The 13,817-nt window shown below is 36.6% G+C and carries 17 protein-coding genes (1 of these 17 cut by a window edge); 9 read left to right on the top strand and 8 right to left on the bottom strand.

Annotation, left to right across the window (positions count from 1 at the left end):
* Positions 1-75: 75 nt before the first annotated feature.
* Positions 76-1,401 carry an ArsB/NhaD family transporter gene (locus ACUL40_RS16865; RefSeq protein WP_000545209.1) on the bottom strand — a complete coding sequence of 442 codons (1,326 nt, stop codon included), beginning with the start codon at positions 1,399-1,401 and terminating at the stop codon, positions 76-78.
* A 289-nt stretch (positions 1,402-1,690) separates the two neighbouring features.
* Between ACUL40_RS16865 and kapD the strand changes: the two genes are divergently transcribed.
* On the top strand, positions 1,691-2,314 hold the full coding sequence (kapD, locus tag ACUL40_RS16860) for a 3'-5' exonuclease KapD (RefSeq protein WP_000344356.1): 624 nt from the start codon (positions 1,691-1,693) through the stop codon (positions 2,312-2,314).
* A 40-nt stretch (positions 2,315-2,354) separates the two neighbouring features.
* Here kapD and ACUL40_RS16855 read toward each other — a convergent pair whose 3' ends face one another.
* Complete coding sequence (locus ACUL40_RS16855) at positions 2,355-2,738, bottom strand: kinase-associated lipoprotein B (RefSeq protein ID WP_001209344.1); 384 nt, start codon at positions 2,736-2,738, stop codon at positions 2,355-2,357.
* Positions 2,739-2,902: 164 nt separating this feature from the next.
* On the opposite strand from ACUL40_RS16855, the gene ACUL40_RS16850 reads away from it, so the two are divergent.
* Positions 2,903-3,079 (top strand): hypothetical protein, encoded by a 177-nt coding sequence (locus ACUL40_RS16850; RefSeq protein WP_000982757.1) that lies wholly within the window; start codon positions 2,903-2,905, stop codon positions 3,077-3,079.
* A 68-nt stretch (positions 3,080-3,147) separates the two neighbouring features.
* Entirely contained in the window at positions 3,148-3,687 is a 540-nt protein-coding gene (gene sodC, locus ACUL40_RS16845) for a superoxide dismutase [Cu-Zn] (protein WP_000746520.1), read from the top strand.
* A gap of 200 nt (positions 3,688-3,887) precedes the next feature.
* Here the strand turns inward: sodC and ACUL40_RS16840 are convergent, their stop codons facing one another.
* Positions 3,888-5,039, bottom strand: coding sequence for a MalY/PatB family protein (locus ACUL40_RS16840; protein ID WP_079004583.1), 1,152 nt, complete (start codon positions 5,037-5,039; stop codon positions 3,888-3,890).
* Between the two features lie 117 nt (positions 5,040-5,156).
* Here ACUL40_RS16840 and ACUL40_RS16835 point away from each other — a divergent pair, with 117 nt between their 5' ends.
* Entirely contained in the window at positions 5,157-5,408 is a 252-nt protein-coding gene (locus ACUL40_RS16835) for a YugE family protein (protein WP_000537641.1), read from the top strand.
* 30 nt (positions 5,409-5,438) lie between these two features.
* Here the strand turns inward: ACUL40_RS16835 and ACUL40_RS16830 are convergent, their stop codons facing one another.
* Together ACUL40_RS16830 and ACUL40_RS16825 are read right to left on the bottom strand one after the other, a co-directional pair.
* Positions 5,439-6,278: an alpha/beta fold hydrolase gene (locus ACUL40_RS16830; protein ID WP_001015861.1), complete on the bottom strand. Its 840-nt coding sequence runs from the start codon at positions 6,276-6,278 to the stop codon at positions 5,439-5,441.
* Positions 6,279-6,387: 109 nt separating this feature from the next.
* Positions 6,388-7,380, bottom strand: coding sequence for a 2-hydroxyacid dehydrogenase (locus ACUL40_RS16825; protein WP_002041993.1), 993 nt, complete (start codon positions 7,378-7,380; stop codon positions 6,388-6,390).
* Positions 7,381-7,498: 118 nt separating this feature from the next.
* Here ACUL40_RS16825 and ACUL40_RS16820 point away from each other — a divergent pair, with 118 nt between their 5' ends.
* From ACUL40_RS16820 to yugI, 3 genes are all read left to right on the top strand, one after another.
* Entirely contained in the window at positions 7,499-7,996 is a 498-nt protein-coding gene (locus ACUL40_RS16820; RefSeq protein WP_000255696.1) for an Lrp/AsnC family transcriptional regulator, read from the top strand.
* Positions 7,993-9,183 (top strand): aminotransferase, encoded by a 1,191-nt coding sequence (locus tag ACUL40_RS16815; RefSeq protein ID WP_000808536.1) that lies wholly within the window; start codon positions 7,993-7,995, stop codon positions 9,181-9,183. The genes ACUL40_RS16820 and ACUL40_RS16815 overlap by 4 nt, the downstream gene beginning before the upstream one ends.
* A gap of 253 nt (positions 9,184-9,436) precedes the next feature.
* Positions 9,437-9,781: a S1 domain-containing post-transcriptional regulator GSP13 gene (yugI, locus tag ACUL40_RS16810; protein WP_000003763.1), complete on the top strand. Its 345-nt coding sequence runs from the start codon at positions 9,437-9,439 to the stop codon at positions 9,779-9,781.
* 109 nt (positions 9,782-9,890) lie between these two features.
* Here the strand turns inward: yugI and ACUL40_RS16805 are convergent, their stop codons facing one another.
* Positions 9,891-10,124: a DUF378 domain-containing protein gene (locus tag ACUL40_RS16805; RefSeq protein WP_000105788.1), complete on the bottom strand. Its 234-nt coding sequence runs from the start codon at positions 10,122-10,124 to the stop codon at positions 9,891-9,893.
* Positions 10,125-10,398: 274 nt separating this feature from the next.
* Between ACUL40_RS16805 and ACUL40_RS16800 the strand changes: the two genes are divergently transcribed.
* Together ACUL40_RS16800 and ACUL40_RS16795 are read left to right on the top strand one after the other, a co-directional pair.
* Positions 10,399-11,751 (top strand): glucose-6-phosphate isomerase, encoded by a 1,353-nt coding sequence (locus ACUL40_RS16800; protein ID WP_000103654.1) that lies wholly within the window; start codon positions 10,399-10,401, stop codon positions 11,749-11,751.
* Between the two features lie 107 nt (positions 11,752-11,858).
* Positions 11,859-12,272, top strand: coding sequence for a YugN-like family protein (locus tag ACUL40_RS16795; protein WP_000612334.1), 414 nt, complete (start codon positions 11,859-11,861; stop codon positions 12,270-12,272).
* Here the strand turns inward: ACUL40_RS16795 and ACUL40_RS16790 are convergent.
* Complete coding sequence (locus ACUL40_RS16790; protein WP_000842320.1) at positions 12,259-13,254, bottom strand: potassium channel family protein; 996 nt, start codon at positions 13,252-13,254, stop codon at positions 12,259-12,261. The two genes, ACUL40_RS16795 and ACUL40_RS16790, sit on opposite strands and share 14 nt — an antisense overlap.
* Before the next feature lie 92 nt (positions 13,255-13,346).
* On the bottom strand, positions 13,347-13,817 hold the 3' portion of the coding sequence (locus tag ACUL40_RS16785; protein ID WP_000386676.1) for an MgtC/SapB family protein. The gene runs 210 nt beyond the window's last position; only the last 471 of its 681 coding nucleotides appear in the window; its start codon lies beyond the right edge, outside the window; it ends in the stop codon at positions 13,347-13,349.

Raw genomic sequence — 13,817 nt, 5'->3', positions numbered from 1 at the left:
TTCTTTTTTGTTGATAAGTCGATATATTTTAGATATAAGTAAAAAAGCGCCCTGATTATCAGAGCGCTTTTTTTACTACATAAGATAGCGTAAATAAATATAAATGTGAGAAATGATTAATGAAACGATCATAATTGGGAAACCGACTTTTAGGAAGTCCATGTAACTAAATTTATGTCCTTCGCGGCTCGCGATACCTGCAACGATTACGTTAGCAGAAGCTCCGATTAATGTTCCGTTTCCGCCCAGACAAGCACCTAGTGCTAATGCCCACCATAATACATCGATTTGTGCGTCAGATGGTGATAAGCCTAGCCCAACTGCCATATCGTTAATAAGTGGAATCATTGTTGCAACGAATGGGATGTTATCAATTGTTGCAGAGGCGATACCAGATACCCATAAAATAAGGATGGATGCGTAAGAAATATCTCCGCCTGTTATACCAATTACTTTTTGAGCTAACATTTTGATAAGACCGATATCGATAAGTCCTCCAACAAGTACGAATAGCCCTGCGAAGAAGAAGATTGTTACCCACTCTACACTTGCGAATACCTCTTCAATTTCATGTTCTTTCACACCAATTAACATAAGTACAGTAGCACCAGTTAAGGCGATAATAGCGGCATCAATATGGAAAATAGAATGAGTCATGAAACCTACAATTGTAAGTCCAAGTACCGTTAAAGATTTTTTCATTAATACTGGATCTTTAATGTATTGTTTTTCATCTAAGCTCATTAATTTTTTAACTTGTACAGGATCGGCAATTAATTGTTTACGGTACATGAAGTAAAGTATTGTTGCTGTAACTGCAATAATAATAATTACGATTGGTGCTAGATTCAATAGGAAAGCATTGAAGTCTAAATGCTTATTTGCAGAACCAATCATAATGTTAGGTGGATCACCAATTAATGTTGCTGTTCCTCCAATATTTGAAAAAATAATTTCAGAAAGTAAATAAGGAACAGGATTTACTTGCAGTATGCGCGTAATAGATAAAGTAACTGGAACAACAAGAAGTACAGTTGTAACGTTATCTAAAAATGCGGAGCCAAGCGCGGTAAGTAGGGAAAGGGAAATTAAAATTTTAATTGGATTTCCTTGTGCCCCTTTTGCTGCTTTAATGGCAACGTATTGGAAAACACCTGATTTACTCGTAATGTTCACCAAAATCATCATACCGATGAGTAGCGTAATCGTTCCCCATTCAATATGTTTCGTAAAGGCGTTATGTAAATCGACGACCCCCACAATTACCATGAATGCTGCACCGAGAAGTGCGATGACAGCGCGATTAATTTTTTCAGAAATAATAATGGCATATGTAATTAAAAAGACTGCGATAGCAAAATAATACTGCCAGTTAGCGAGTTCTTGCGTTGTTTCGTGCAAAAATCTCATCTCCTTTCATTCATTTTTCTTAGTGTGTCAAATATTAACTAGATGAAACACACATAACGTCATTATAAAGTAGAAAAACTGCGGATGTAAATGAAAGGAGAGATTTTGTCATATTTTCTGCATAGGTCATTTTTTCTTATTTTTTAAAATATTTGTGGGCATTTGACATATATATAAGATACATCCAATCTGAATATTTAAAATGGAATTAGCATTCGAGCTTGTTCGTGTAGGAGTGTCAAATAGAAAGGAATGACAAAAATGATAAGGAAGGGATCGTATGGATGAACAACGATTTTTATTTTTAGACTTTGAGTTTACGATGCCCCAGCATAGAAAGAAACCGAAAGGATTTTTTCCAGAGATTATTGAGGTAGGACTCGTTTCAGTTGCTGGCTGTAAGGTAGAAGATACGTATTCATCACATGTCAGGCCGAAAACATTTCCTTCTTTAACGGATCGATGTAAGAAGTTTTTAGGAATAAAACAAGAAGTCGTGGATAAAGGGATTTCATTTCCTGAACTCGTTAAGAAGCTTGCAGAATACGAAACGAAATGTAAACCGACAATTGTAACGTGGGGAAATATGGATATGAAAGTGCTGAAACATAATTGTGAAATGGCAGGGATAGCTTTTCCATTCTTCGGACAGTGTCGTGATTTATCGCTTGAGTATAAGAAGTTTTTTGGAGAAAGAAATCAAACAGGATTATGGAAAGCAATTGAGGCGTATGGAAAAGTAGGGACAGGGAAGCATCATTGTGCGCTTGATGATGCGATGACGACGTACAATATTTTTAAACTAGTAGAAAAAGATAAAGAGTATTTAGTAAAGCCAGCACCTCCAACATTAGGAGAACTTGTTGATTTTTCAAAAGTGTTAAAGAAAGTGAGCACACAGTAACGACCAAATTGCACATTATGTAATTTGGTCGTTTTGTTTTTTAGAGTTTGTAGTCTTTCTTTAACTGTTGTAATGTTTCTAGACTACGCTCTGCAAAAGGTGAATCATCTTCAGAAAATGAATTCATTTGAGTTTCTAATGCTAATTTTAGTGACTCGGTATAATCCGGAATTTCTCCTTCATATTTTTTCACCATTTGCTCTGGAATGTTCGTCTGTTCACGGAAAGCTAAAGCGCGTCTTTCATGGAAAAATGGTACGTCAGCTTGTTTTACGTTATGTAAGTCACCTTGCACCGGATGTTTTAAAACAGCTAATACTTTTACGACGTAACTGCCAGGGCGGCTATTTGTAACTTCGCCGATGTATTTTCCTGTTTTATAAATACCAGTAACGATTTCGCCAATTTCAAATGTTTCTCTCATATTTTTCACCTCAAGTTTATAGTAAGGAAAGTAGGAGAAGGAGTCAAAGAAATCATTTGCTTTCAGAACGCCCCTTGAGAATATGGATAGGTTCCACTATAATTTAAAATGATATAACAGAAAATTCTGATGTTTTATAAATCCTATAATAAGGAGTGTTCTATATGATGCCTTTATATTTTCCGGAAGATAAAACAGAATATATTATTCCAGGGATTGTTTGCGTTCTATTTATTATCGGTGCTATTGCCACGTGGCGCATGTTTATTCGTGTATCAAAAAGAGAAGCAGAGCGATTGCAGAAAGTTGAAGAAAAACTATTAGCTGAAAAGAAACAGTAATGCATTTTTGTATGTTTCCCTCTATGCTCGGACAATCTAAGGGCAGAATATATTTTGGAGGGAATAAAATGAAGAAACGGCTTTTTTTCAGTTGTTGTTTATTATTTCTGATGGCAGGTTGTGACCAAGGAAAGCCGAAAGAAATTGAAGTGAAATTACATAATGCTTCAGGAGATGAAGTAGGGACTGCGAAAGTAGTGCAGCAAACAAGTGGCGTGAAAATTACGATTAAAGGAGAAGGTTTCACGCCAGGACCACACGGACTACATGTACATGAAATTGGAGAGTGTAAGGCACCTCGTTTTGAATCATCCGGGAATCATTTTAATCCTGATGATAAAAAACATGGTCTTCTTAATCCGAAGGGTGCAGAAAACGGTGATTTACCGAACGTAGTTGCAGATGGTTCTGGAAAGATTAAAGCGGAAATCGATGCACCTCACATCACACTTGAAGAAGGAAAAACGACGATTCATAGAAAAGATGGAGCGTCTATTATTATTACAGAAAACCCTGATGATGGTATGACTCAACCGACAGGTAAATCAGGGGATCGAATTGCTTGTGGCGTAATTGTAAAAAAAGCATCGGATATGAAGAAAAAGTAAAAGCTACCGTGAATGGTAGCTTTCTTTGTGAAATGTAATTGAAAATATATCAGCGATTATTGGAATATATCGACTGTAACTCAAATTATATCGGCGATTATTGGAATATATCGACCGTAACTTGAAATATATCGACTTACCGACAAAATATTACAAAGGAGTCTGTCCAAGAATGATTAGGGGGACAGACTCCTTTCTTATTATGAAAACGTATGACGCAGTCTGTTTAAAATTTCTTCTAAAACAGATCGTGGACAGCCGATATTAATTCGAATATGTTCTTCGCCACCTAACCCGTATTTCTCACCAGGTTCAACAATGATTTTTCCTTTTTCCTCAAGTAATGCAGTACGCTCGTTTTGAGAAAGCTTTAGACGAGAACAATCAATCCATAATAAAAAGCTACCTTCTGGCTTCGTTACGGAAAGAGCAGGTATGTGAGTTTTAATATATTCACAAGCAAATTGAGCATTATCTTCTATATATAATCGAATTTCGTTTAGCCAATCATTACATTCTGTATAGGCACTTTGCATCGCTGTATAAGCGAAGATATTTAATCCGTGAAAGCCTTGTCTATATTGGATAGATGTAAAGGCTTGACGGAGTTTTTCATTTGGAATGATAATAATCGATGCTTGTAATCCAGCGATATTAAATGTTTTACTTGGAGCCATACAAGTAATCGTGCGAGCTGCTAATTCTTCAGATAAAGAAGCGAACGGTGTATGTGTATGATCTGCGTAAATAATATCGGAATGAATTTCATCCGCCACAACGATTACGTTATATTTAGTACATAACGATCCGAGCTGTACAAGTTCCTCTTTCGTCCAAACGCGCCCGATTGGGTTATGAGGGCTACAAAGAAGCATGAGTTTGATGCCTTGCTGAAACTGCTTTTCTAAATGCTTGAAGTCTATCACATATGTATCATTTTGTTTCTGTAATGGACTCACGTATAACTGTCTGTTGTTTGTTGTGACCATTTCGAAAAATGGAGGATAAATAGGTGGTTGTACGAGAACGGATTCGTTTTCTTTTGTGAAAGCCTGTATGCTCGTACTAAGAGCTGGAACGATTCCGGCGCTAAAGACAATCCATTCTTTTTGAATATCCCAATCGTATTGTTGTTTTGTCCAGTTACAAATAATATTCCCAATATTTTCGGGAGGAAGTGTATAGCCAAAAATCGGATGTTCGATTCGTTGTTTTAAGGCAGTTTGAATAGGTTTTGGTACTTCAAAATCCATATCAGCAATCCAAGCATGGATAAGTTCTTCGTTTTTATATGTATCCCATTTTATACTATGCGTTCCACGTCGATTGATTGCTTTATGAAATAGTTGCATAAGTTTGCTCCCTTCTTCTGTAAAACCAATAAGTTATGAAAGTTCTCTCTCTTCTTATAGAATAGCTGATGTGATAGGATAAAGAAAAGTATTAAAAAGTGAAAAGGCGGGAAGCGAATGGGTACATATGAAAAGATGATAGAGGTTGTGAAGAATTGGGATCCGTTTCAAATGGGACCGGAGTTTTATGAAACAGAAGCGAGCGATGTTGTGAACGTCATAAGTGTGTTTGACGATCCAAAATACATCGCAAAGAAGATTCAACATATATACTTTATGTCTTTTGAGGAAGTACCTGCGCTTGAAAAATGTGAGAAGTTAGCTGTGGAATTACTTGTAATAAAAGAAGGCGGAAGTTGTTCATTGTAGGCTGTCGGAATTTCCGACAGCCTTTTTATATTACTGCGCAGAAAAAGCCATAATTTCTTCATAAACATGTTCCGGTTTTTCTTCAGGTAGTAAATGTCCTGTGTTTTCGTAAGAAATAAATTTCGAATTCGGTAAATCTTTGTGTAGACGATGACCTACATGTACAGGGACGACGCGGTCTTTTTCACCCCAAATGAGTAGGATAGGTGTTTCGATTTTTTGTAATTCAGTTGAAGATAAGTCACCTTCACGGTCTCGTATCATGCGAGTTAAAGCGGGAAATATACGGTTGTCATAAAAAGGAGCGGAGTAACCTTTTTTCATTTCATCGTCAATTAATGAGTGATCATGAACGACATTCATTAAGTTATGAACAATGCCGCGCCGTATAATCCAGTTCTTTACGTATAAATGAAAGAACGGTAAATAAGAAGAGTATAGTAAAGGTAAGGTTGCGCGCGCTAAATAGCTCGAGCTACATAGTAAAATCGTCTTTGAAATGAGTTCAGGACGTATACGGTTTACATAGAGAGAAATTTGCCCACCCATAGAATGCCCAACTAATACAATGTTTGAGAGAGATAAATGTTCAATTAAATCAATAATAATCGTTGCTAAATTGTGATAAGAATACTTAAACAGATGAGACTTATCACTTTTTCCGAACGGTGGTAAATCAAGAGCAATGACTGTTCCTTCCTTCGCTAGTAAAGGAATGAGACGGCGGTAACTGAATGAGGAAGATAAAAAGCCGTGAACGAGTACGAAAGTAGGGCGTTCTGTTTTATTATCATGTTCATACAATTCGTAATGAACAGTAGTGCCGCGAGTGGAAAAAGTGAAATAAGGACAAGTATATTTATGATTCATTTTTTGTCACTCCATTGATTTTTGTTCATATCATCTCCAAGGAAGAAGAAAATATGTTAACAAAAAAAGGCAAGATGACGATGTCATCTTGCCTTTCGTTTATTCAGTATTACCCGCGCACAATATTAGGCGGTGTTTTTCCTTGTAATCCTGCAACTAAATTTTCAGCGGCGGTCATGGCCATTTGCTGACGAGTTTTTAATGTTGCAGATCCGATGTGCGGTAAAGTCACAACATTTTGTAATGATAAGAGTGGATTATCTTTTTGAATTGGCTCTTGTGTAAAAGTATCGATGCCTGCTGCAAAGATTTTCTTTTCTGTTAAAGCATGGATTAACGCTTCTTCATCTACTGTTTTCCCCCGAGAAGCATTAATGAAGATTGCTGTTTCTTTCATTAATGAAAATTCCTTTTCTCCGATAAGGTGATATGTTTCATCTGTTAATGGAGTAAGAAGAACAATAAAGTCAGACTGCTTCAGTAGCGTCTGTAAATCACAATATGTAGCATCGAATTTTTGTTCAGCTTCTTCTTTACGACGGCGGTTATAGTAAAGAACATTCATATCAAATCCGAATTTTGCTCGTTTTGCAACGGCTTCTCCAATTCGGCCCATACCGATAATACCAATTGTGCTATGGTGTACATCTAGTCCGAAGTGTTCTTTTCCGATTTCAGCGTTCCATTCACCATTTTTTACGTAAGAATCGAGTTCGCAAACGCGGCGCCCAGCTGATAGCATAAGGGCGAAAACGAGATCAGCTACTGTATCATCTAATACGTATGGTGTATTCGTTCCGATAACCTTTCGATTTTTCATCGCTTGTAAATCAAAATTATCGTAACCAACAGAAATGTTGCTCACTACTTTTAAGTTAGGAGCCACTGTCAGTAATTCTTCATTAATAGCAGATCCGAAATTTAATAACCCATCTTTATCTTGTATTTTCTCTAATAGAACATCACGAGGTACTTTCTCATTTTGATCCCATTTTTCATAATCACAGTGTTCTGATAAATAGTTTTCTACAAATGTCGGAACTGGTTCAGCAATATAAATTTTTGGTTTCACGGTTCCATCCCCTTTCGCTTTATCACGCATTTTTCCGCTGATTAAAGTTTCACTTTATTTTGACATAATTCAATAGAAAAATCTTCTTTTCAAACTGGAAAGGGTATTTGTATAATTTAGACACAAACGAAAAGGAAGGATGATTTATATGGTGACAGAAAAAGAATTAGAATTATTAGCTTGTCTTGAAAAGAGTAGTCGATTATCTGTAGATACATTAGCGAAGCTGTTAAATATAGAAGTAGAAGAAGTAAAGAAGATGGTTGCGAGATTAGAAAATGAAAAGATTATTGTGGATTATGTAACACATATCGATTGGACGAAAGTGAAAGAACATACAGGTTTAACGGCAATGATCGATGTGAAAGTTACGCCAAAGCACGGCGTTGGGTTTGATGCGGTTGCTGAGCAAATTTATCGTTATTCAGAAGTGAAATCCGTTTATTTAATGTCAGGGACATATGATCTTTCTATTACATTAGAAGGTAAAACGATGGGGGAAGTAGCGATGTTTGTTTCTGAGAAATTAGCAACAATTGAATCTGTCGTTTCTACAACTACTCATTTCATTTTGAAGAAGTATAAACATGAGGGCGTTATTTATGAAAAAGACGATGATGATAAGCGAATTGTGGTGACACCATGAAGCAATTTGAACTATCTAGATCAGCAGAATCTTTAAAACCATCTGGTATTCGAAAATTTTTTGATTTAGCAGCAAATATGAAAGGTGTTATTTCCCTCGGGGTAGGAGAGCCGGATTTTGTTACCCCTTGGAATGTAAGGCAAGCATGTATTCGTTCTTTGGAACAAGGGTATACGTCATATACAGCAAATGCAGGATTATTGGAGCTCCGTCAAGAAATAGCAAAGTATCTAAAAAAACAATTTGCAGTATCTTATGATCCAAGTGATGAAATCATTGTTACAGTTGGAGCGAGCCAGGCGTTAGATGTAGCGATGCGTGCCATTATAAATCCTGATGATGAAGTGCTCATTGTTGAACCAAGCTTCGTTTCTTATGCACCACTTGTGACATTAGCTGGAGGAGTTCCGGTTCCTGTGGAGACTAAGCTAGAAAACGAGTTTAAAGTACAACCAGAACAAATTGAAGCAGCTATTACAGCGAAAACAAAGGCGATTTTACTTTGTTCACCAAATAACCCGACAGGTGCAATGCTAAATAAATTCGAGCTTGAAGAAATAGCAGTGATTGTTGAGAAGTACAATCTAATTGTATTATCTGATGAAATTTATGCAGAGCTTGTATACGACGAAGCATATACAAGTTTCGCGAGTATTAAAAATATGCGCGAGCATACGATTTTAATTTCAGGATTTTCAAAAGGATTTGCGATGACAGGATGGCGTCTCGGTATGATTGCAGCCCCTGTTCAGTTTTCAGAATTGATGCTCAAAATTCACCAATATTCCATGATGTGTGCACCGACGATGTCTCAGTTCGCAGCACTTGAAGCGTTACGTGCGGGGAATGATGAAGTAATTCGGATGAGAGATAGTTATAAGAAGCGTCGTAATTTTATGACGACATCTTTCAATGAAATGGGCTTAACGTGTCATGTGCCGGGCGGAGCATTTTATGTTTTCCCTTCTATATCTTCAACAGGATTATCTTCAGCGGAATTTGCAGAACAGTTATTGCTGGAAGAAAAAGTAGCTGTTGTCCCTGGTAGCGTATTTGGCGAAAGTGGTGAAGGGTTTATTCGTTGTTCTTATGCGACGTCGCTTGAACAACTTATGGAAGCAATGAAGAGAATGGAACGGTTTGTTGAAAATAAAAAAAGGACAAAACGTAATACGTTTTGTCCATAAAAGGGGGGGAATACTAGAAAGCCATGTGTTAGTAGTCTATCCCAATATTGGAGAATTATACTTCTTTAAGGGAAATTTTTCATGAATTTTGAATGAGTTCTGTCATAGTGGTATAATTTACTAATATAAGGTATGCGCATTCTAGATATTGTTATCTAGAATGCGTACTAACCAATCGGATATTTAAAATAAATATATCTGCTTTGCTCTCTATAATTGTAGAGAGAATGGTAAACGTATGGGAGTGTTTCATATGTCAGAACAATATACAACAGGAGTGGTTGTAACAGGGAAAGTGACTGGAATTCAAGATTACGGTGCGTTTGTAGCGTTAGATGCAGAAACACAAGGACTTGTGCATATATCTGAAATTACAAATGGATATGTAAAGGATATTCATGACTTTTTAAAGGTCGGCGATACAGTAGAAGTAAAGGTACTTTCAATTGATGAAGAGCACAGAAAAATGAGTTTATCGTTAAAAGCGGCGAAAAGAAAACAAGGAAGGATTCTTATACCGAACCCATCTGAAGACGGATTTAATACGCTGCGAGAAAAGTTGGCAGAATGGATTGAAGAGTCCGAGTTAACAAAGTAAAAGAGGAACGCATATGAGCGTTCCTCTTTTACTTTATCTTATGATATATATTTGCAAATATGATTGCATGCAATCATATTCGTATGTCGGAGGTGAAAGGACATACTGATTATCGAATTTCGTTTGTTTCTGGGTGCGTACCAAGATTTTCAGATGGTTTAAACAGTAAACCAAGGTTGATAAGCCCAGATATACCAACGATGCCGTAAATAATACGTGCAAGAGCTGAATTTTGTCCACCGAAAATGGCTGCTACTAAGTCAAACTGGAAAAACCCGATTAGTCCCCAGTTCACAGCGCCAATTACAGTAAAGACTAATGCGATACGTTGCAAAGTACTCATGAAAAAGCCCCCCTTAATTGTGAAGCATGAGCAAGCGATGAGTTAATTAACTCTTTTATAGAATGGGGTAGTTATGTTGTTTTTATACATAAAAAATGTTTAGAAAAGGATGTATATACATCTATACCGAAAAATGCGAATTTTTATGCAAAAAATGAACTTTTTCTAAAAAATATATATTGGTTACGTTTACAATTGCCTAATCGCTTGATTTACAACTTCAGTTTCGCTAAAGTGAATACAGAAATACATATCCATAATTGGAGGGAAAAAGATGAGTACACATGTAACGTTCGACTATTCTAAAGCGTTATCCTTCATCGGTGAACATGAAATCACTTATTTACGTGATGCAGTGAAAGTAACACATCACGCAATCCACGAAAAAACTGGAGCTGGGAACGATTTCCTTGGGTGGGTAGACCTTCCGCTTCAATATGACAAAGAAGAATTCGCTCGCATTCAAAAATGCGCAGAAAAAATTAAAAATGACTCTGACATTTTACTTGTTGTAGGTATTGGTGGTTCTTACCTAGGAGCACGCGCAGCAATCGAAATGTTAAACCATTCTTTCTACAACACGCTTTCTAAAGAACAACGTAAAACTCCACAAGTGCTATTTGTTGGACAAAACATTAGCTCCACTTACATGAAAGATTTAATGGACGTATTAGAAGGTAAAGACTTCTCTATTAACGTTATTTCCAAATCAGGTACAACAACAGAGCCAGCACTAGCATTCCGTATCTTCCGTAAGTTATTAGAAGAAAAGTATGGAAAAGAAGAAGCTCGCAAACGTATTTATGCAACTACAGATAAAGCGCGTGGTGCATTAAAAACATTAGCTGATAACGAAGGTTACGAAACATTTGTTATTCCAGATGATGTTGGAGGTCGTTTCTCTGTATTAACGCCAGTTGGTTTATTACCAATCGCAGTAAGTGGCTTAAATATTGAAGAGATGATGAAAGGTGCAGCTGCTGGTCATGATGACTTCGGAACATCAGAACTAGAAGAAAATCCAGCTTACCAATACGCAGTAGTTCGTAACGCTTTATACAATAAAGGAAAAACAATTGAAATGCTTGTTAACTATGAGCCAGCACTTCAATACTTCGCTGAGTGGTGGAAACAGTTATTTGGTGAAAGTGAAGGAAAAGATCAAAAAGGCATTTTCCCATCTTCAGCAAACTTCTCAACTGATTTACACTCATTAGGTCAATACGTTCAAGAAGGGCGTCGTGACTTATTTGAAACAGTTCTTAAAGTAGGTAAATCTACACATGAACTAACAATCGAATCAGAAGAAAACGATTTAGACGGATTAAACTACCTTGCTGGTGAAACTGTAGACTTCGTAAACACAAAAGCATACGAAGGTACATTACTTGCACATAGCGACGGGGGAGTACCAAACTTAATCGTAAATATTCCTGAATTAAATGAGTACACATTCGGTTACCTTGTATACTTCTTCGAAAAAGCATGTGCGATGAGCGGCTACTTATTAGGCGTGAATCCATTTGACCAACCTGGAGTAGAAGCATACAAGAAAAACATGTTTGCTTTACTTGGTAAACCAGGATTTGAAGAATTAAAAGCAGAATTAGAAGAGCGTTTAAAATAATAAAAAGCGACCGGATTCCGGTCGCTTTTTATTATTTTATCGAAAAGTCCATCAGTATATTCAAACTAAAGTGGGTATGCTAAAGGAAAAGTCTAGGAGGGATGGGCTTGATTCCGATTCAATCAAATTTAGAAGGACGTACATATGCGTTATATAAGTTAGAAGAGATTATGAAACCACTTGGATATAGTATCGGTGGTAATTGGGATTATGATAAAGGATGCTTCGATTACAAAATTGATGAAGAAGATGGGTATCAATTTTTACGAGTTCCATTTACAGCCATTGATGGAGAACTAGATGTACCAGGCGTAATAGTTCGTCTTGGAACGCCGTATATTCTTTCGCACGTATATCAAGACGAACTAGATGATAATGTGAATACTTTAACAGCTGGAACGAGTGGAATGGATCAATTTGCTGAGCCGAAAGATCCAGATGGAGATGTGAAAAGAAAATATATCAATATTGGGAAAGTGCTCATGCAAGAATTAGAGCGTCATTTTACTAATGGTGAATAACAATGAGTATGTCGCTTTCAATGAGAACAAAGGAATGAACTGGATTAATCATATATTGTTCGTCGCGCTTTATACCTAGTAAGAGAATGTTTTGCTTTAAAAGAGTATAGCTACAATTGGCAAAAGTTTGTCCGGTGCAGGACGATGGAAGCTCCATCAGTTGTAATTTATTATCAGAGATTTCGTCGTAAAGTGAAAATAGTACACCTGAAATGGAAGGGAATAAAAGAGAAGCGGTAAATACATAGCTCGTTAATTTATTTCCTTCTATAATTTCTGACACGCCAGCTCTCGTTGCATTTTGTATTTGTTCAGAAGTAAGAAGTTCAGCGATGCAGTGAATGTTTGGGTTGAGCCCTTTTGCAGTTAAAATATTTAAAATGGACTGTGTATCCGCTAAGCTTTCGTTTTTTTCTTTATCAGCTGTTATTAATATGGTGTGTGCCGTTGCAATATTGGCTTTTAATAAAGTTTGATCGTGATGCGGACAACCTTTTATAAATTCTAAATGATGAAATGGTTTTGGGAGTAAAGAAAGTGTTTCATCAATTAAAACGATATCAAGGTTTGGTTGTAATACGTGCATTTGCTTTACAACATGTTTTGCGCGCTCATTCCAGCCAACGATAATCATATGACCGTTAGAAGTAGCGGCTTCTTCACCTTTAATTTTCATATATTGTTTATTAATCATTTCAGTAGCAAACAGCACCATATAATAAGAACAAAAGCCAGTTCCTAATAAAATAATACTTATACCTATTAGTTTTCCTATCGTCGTATGGGGAGCAAAGTCTCCATATCCAACTGTAAAAATGGTAACGATTGACCACCAAATTCCGTCAAACCATGTAGTGAAATGAAAAGGTTCTAATCTATGTATAAGAAAACCGGAAAAAGCAGTCAGTACAATAATAAAACAAATTAAACGAAAAATAATGGAATCACGAAATGTATCTACTAAATTCGGACGGGATTTCAATTGCCTATTCCTCCTTACTTTGTAGGACTACATTCATTGTTGCCATTATAGAAAAAAGAAAAACTCTCTAATTAAAGAGAGTTTGTTTTATGTTACATACTTTCCACTTCAGTTTGTTGGACACTTTCAAGATGCTGGAGAGCATAGTAAACATCAGCAGTATGTCTTTTTTGATCAATGGACAGTTTAAGATGTAAATAGTGAGAACCGTTTTCTAATGTTTTAAGCTTCATATTCTTAACTTTTATATCCATTTCTTTTATTTCTTCAATTACGATTGGGATATTGTCCATATTTCGTACAACAAGTTTCACAGCGATATCACGTTGACGAAATGATCTAGGGCCTACATATTTCATCGCGAGTGGTATAAGTTCGACACTAATCATAAGGAAACACATTCCGAATATCGCTTCAATATAGAATCCGGCCCCAACAGCAATACCAATACCAGAAGCACCCCAGATCATAGCGGCAGTCGTGAGCCCTGCAATGCTATCGTTACCTCTTCTTAAAATTACGCCAGCACCTAAAAAACCAATTCCTGATACAATTTGAGCGGC

This window comes from Bacillus sp. KNSH39, from assembly GCF_052656585.1.
Note: the sequence above shows the minus strand (reverse complement) of the source record. Positions and strands in the feature narration are given on the sequence as shown.